The sequence below is a fragment of the Luteibacter sp. P4_D7_3 genome, from assembly GCF_056401735.1.
The window spans coordinates 1-3,767 of record NZ_JBFUIT010000358.1; the positions used below are offsets into that span (position 1 = coordinate 1).

Here is a 3,767-nt window from a genome sequence, read left to right on the forward strand (position 1 = left end):
GCGCAACCGCCAGGGCGACGGCCGTCATCGTGGGACGCAAAAATTGCTTCATTCGGTATTCCCTCTCTTGGAAAGATTCGGCGACGCCGCCGGTACACCTCCGTGTGGAGGTTGAAACGCCATTGTGCGGTGCTTCGCGCCTTGCTTGCAATGACGTGGCGAGAGACAAGGTTTCACACTAAAAGTTCAGCAACCTTTCAACGGAATGACGATTGGGTCACTCATCGTGCCCCGGACCCGGTTTTTCCAGGGTATCCCGCAGGGCCGCCTGCAGGCGGGCATGCACCTGCACCAGCACCCGCCAGAGCAGCCAGACCAGGCCGATACCGATCAGGACCAGTACCCCGGCGACCTCGCGCGGGGGCAGGATGGTGGACGCCAGGGCCGCCACGAGGAGGCCGAGGATCAGCATCGCCACCACCGGGATGATCCGCCCCAATACGGCACGGATCCGGTAGGTGCGGCTGCCGAACCGGTCCGGAATGCTCAGTTCGGCCAGCAACATGCCCAACGCTCCCGCCTTGCGGTAGGCCGCGACCACCATGGGCAGGGACAACAGCGCGGCGAGCGACCAGGCCAGGCTGCGGCGCACCGTGGGGTCGTCGCTGAGGATGTCCACGTGGAGGAACCCACGGCGGTACGCAAAGGCCACGATGATGAAGACCGCAATCACCAGCATCATGTTGATGATCACGTGCCAGACCAACCGGCGGATCATCTTCATCACGATGGCGCCCTGCCCTTGCAGGCCCAGGTTGCCCATCCACTCCGTGTAGGCGCCGAATACGCCGGTGACGCGCGCAGGCAAGGCCCGACCGAGGAAGCTCGCCAGCGGATCGGAGGAACGGATCAGGTAGGGGGTAAGAAACGTGGTGATTGCCGACACCGCCACCGCCACCGGGTAGAGGAAGTTGCTGGTCACCTTGAGCGTGAGGCCCAGTGAGGCGATGACGAAGGAGAATTCGCCGATCTGCGCCAGCCCCATGCCCACGCGCAGCGACGTGCGGCCATCGTTGCCGGCGACGAAACTGCCGAAACTGCAGGTCACCACCTTGCCCACGACCACGGCGATGGTCACGACGGTGATCGGCCAGGCGTATGCCACCAGCAAGGCAGGGTCGATCAACATGCCGATGGCGACGAAGAAGATCGCGCTGAACATGTCGCGCACCGGCATGATGATGCGCTCGATGCGCGCCACGCTCTCGGATTCCGCCACGATCGCACCGATCATGAAGGCGCCCAGCGCGACGCTGTAGCCCATCTCGGTGACCAGCAGGCAGAAGCCGAAGCAGATGCCCAGCACGGCGATCAGCAGCACGTCGTTGCGGCTGACACGCGCGATATAGTCGACCACGCGTGGCACCAACAGCAGCCCCACCACCAGCGACACGGCCATGAAAAGACCGAGCCGACCGATCGCCGCGAAAGCCTGGCCCGCCTCCACGCCCCCGGTACTGGCGATACCCGTGAGCAGGGCCATCAGGACGATGGCGAGCAGGTCCTCCACGATGAGGATGCCGAACATGAGCTGGGCGAAGCGCTCGCGCTTGAGACCCAGGTCCTCGAGCGCCTTCATGATGATGGTGGTCGAGGAGATCGACAGCATCGCGCCGAGGAAGATCGCATCCATCGCGGACCAGCCGAAGAAGCGGCCTATCTCGTAGCCGATCCAGACCATGAGCACGATTTCGGCGAAGGCGGCGACTAACGCCGCCCCACCGACGGCACGCAGTTTCTTCAGGCTGAACTCCAGCCCAAGCGCGAACAGCAGCAGGATCATGCCTAGCTCGGACAAGGTACGAATGGTTTCTTCATCGTGGATGAAGATCACCGGCAGCGTATGCGGCCCGATCAACAACCCCGCGATGATGTAGCCGAGCACCACCGGCTGCCTCAGGCGCTGGAAGATCACGGTTGTCAGGCCGGCAACAAGCATCACTGTCGCGAGGTCCTGGATGAAAACGATGCCGTGCATGCCTGTCCTCGAGTGTGCGAAGGGACAGGTTAGCGCGTGCGCAGGAACATGCGCACGGAATGCGGGCCGGCACGTGAGGGCGTATCGTCACGCAAGTACGTGCCAGCGTTCGTCATTCTCGAATTCGTGAAAATAATTTCAAAAAAAATGTAACGAATGCTTGACGAATTAGCGGGTCGGACGTAATCTTTGCGGCTTCCAGCAGGGGGCCATAGCTCAGCTGGGAGAGCGCCTGCATGGCATGCAGGAGGTCGCCGGTTCGATCCCGGCTGGCTCCACCAACTTCTAAGACGTCCCCATCGTCTAGAGGCCTAGGACATCACCCTTTCACGGTGGCGACCGGGGTTCGAATCCCCGTGGGGACGCCACTTTCTGGTCCGCCAGAGAGTGTTAAGGACGAAGAAGTTGGAAATGTTGGAAAGCTGGAACGTAAGTGTGGAGCGGTAGTTCAGTCGGTTAGAATGCTGGCCTGTCACGCCGGAGGTCGCGGGTTCGAGTCCCGTCCGCTCCGCCATTACTTCCAAAAAGAATCCCGCCATCTGGCGGGTTTTTTTTGCCTTGAATTTGCCTGGCCGGAGACTGGCTTTGCAGGAGACTGGCTTTGCAGGAGACTGGCTTTGCCGGAGACTGGCTTTGCAGGAGACTGGCTTTCTGTGGGAGCCGCTTCAGCGGCGAATGGGTTTGCCTCAACCCGGCCCGCTGCCGCGGGATCGCCGATGAATCGGCTCCTACATCAATCGGGTTTGTGGTCCTCGAGGCGCTCCAGCGTACCGATCGAATGCCCCTGCTCGGCCAGGAATTCCAGCCATCGGTTGAGAAAGCCATTCATGCGCAGGCGATGCTGGAGCACGGTATTGGCCGGGGGAAAGGGCCCGAGTACCTGCCACAGCTTGCGTCCCGGATGGCAATGCATCGCCTCGGCTACATGGGCATCGGTATACATGCGCAACTGGGCGGAGGGGGACGGCTGCCCGGTGGTCTCGTCGACGAAGTCGTAGGTGAGCTCGAGTTCCAGCGTGTACGGGTGCTTTTCCTGTACATCCAGGCGCACCTTCAGGCCGTCGTCCACATCGGAGATGTAACGGCCCGGCGCCAGCCGCTGCGGCGCGAACAACCGTGCCAGCCGGTGATAGTTCTCCGCATACAGCCCCATCAGGAAGCCGAAGCGTCCCGGGAGGAAAGCGGATGGGCGTTCGATGACGGCGGTCATGTCGGGCGAGGGTCTCCGTAGGGCTGTCTAATACATGTGACGTTCGATGCCGAGGTACTCGAAAATCTTGCTCGAAATCTCCTCGATCGACGTATGCGTGKTGTTGAGGACCGGAATATTTTCCCGTCGCATGAGCCGGTCGGCCTGCTCCAGTTCCCAGCGACACTGTTTCAGGGTCGCATATCGGCTCCCGGGGCGCCGCTGCTCACGGATCTGCGCAAGGCGGTTCGGGTCGATGGTCAGCCCGAACAGGCGGCTTCGATAAGGGCGGAGACGGGTTGGCAGCTCCAGCTTGTCCAGGTCGTCGTCCGTGAGCGGATAGTTGGCGGCACACACGCCGTAATGCAAGGCCATGTAGAGGCAGGTAGGCGTCTTGCCGGAACGGGAAACGCCGACGAGAACGAGGTCCGATTCGTTGTAATCGACATCCAGGCCATCGTCATGCGCCAGGGCATAGTTGGTGGCGTTTATCCTCGCTTCGTAGCGTTCGAAGTCCACCAGGCCGTGTGAACGGTTGACCGCGCCCGACTGCTTGGTGCCCAGTTCCGCCTCCAGCGGGTCGATGAAGGGGGCAAAGAC

3 protein-coding genes and 3 tRNA genes are annotated in these 3,767 nt (G+C 61.9%); 3 read left to right on the forward strand and 3 right to left on the reverse strand.

Annotation, left to right across the window (positions count from 1 at the left end; translation table 11 throughout):
* Positions 1–217: 217 nt before the first annotated feature.
* Positions 218–1,978 (reverse strand): cation:proton antiporter, encoded by a 1,761-nt coding sequence (locus AC1DSN_RS19760; protein WP_213950152.1) that lies wholly within the window; start codon positions 1,976–1,978, stop codon positions 218–220.
* Positions 1,979–2,183: 205 nt separating this feature from the next.
* Between AC1DSN_RS19760 and AC1DSN_RS19765 the strand changes: the two genes are divergently transcribed.
* The 3 genes from AC1DSN_RS19765 to AC1DSN_RS19775 all read left to right on the forward strand — a co-directional run bounded on the left by AC1DSN_RS19765 (position 2,184) and on the right by AC1DSN_RS19775 (position 2,492).
* Positions 2,184–2,259 (forward strand) — tRNA-Ala (locus AC1DSN_RS19765).
* 11 nt (positions 2,260–2,270) lie between these two features.
* Positions 2,271–2,346: transfer RNA gene (locus tag AC1DSN_RS19770), tRNA-Glu, on the forward strand.
* Positions 2,347–2,415: 69 nt separating this feature from the next.
* Positions 2,416–2,492 (forward strand) — tRNA-Asp (locus AC1DSN_RS19775).
* A 219-nt stretch (positions 2,493–2,711) separates the two neighbouring features.
* Here the strand turns inward: AC1DSN_RS19775 and AC1DSN_RS19780 are convergent.
* Together AC1DSN_RS19780 and AC1DSN_RS19785 are read right to left on the reverse strand one after the other, a co-directional pair.
* Complete coding sequence (locus AC1DSN_RS19780; RefSeq protein WP_213950151.1) at positions 2,712–3,188, reverse strand: DUF1249 domain-containing protein; 477 nt, start codon at positions 3,186–3,188, stop codon at positions 2,712–2,714.
* 27 nt (positions 3,189–3,215) lie between these two features.
* A partial coding sequence (locus tag AC1DSN_RS19785; RefSeq protein WP_477332390.1) for a kinase/pyrophosphorylase occupies positions 3,216–3,767 on the reverse strand: 552 nt, incomplete at its 5' end.

What these genes read in the sequence shown, in the direction of transcription:
- AC1DSN_RS19780 (WP_213950151.1), bottom strand. Translation starts at nt 3,188, where the DNA reads ATGACCGCCGTCATCGAACGCCCATCCGCTTTCCTCCCGGGACGCTTC.
- AC1DSN_RS19760 (WP_213950152.1), bottom strand. Translation starts at nt 1,978, where the DNA reads ATGCACGGCATCGTTTTCATCCAGGACCTCGCGACAGTGATGCTTGTT.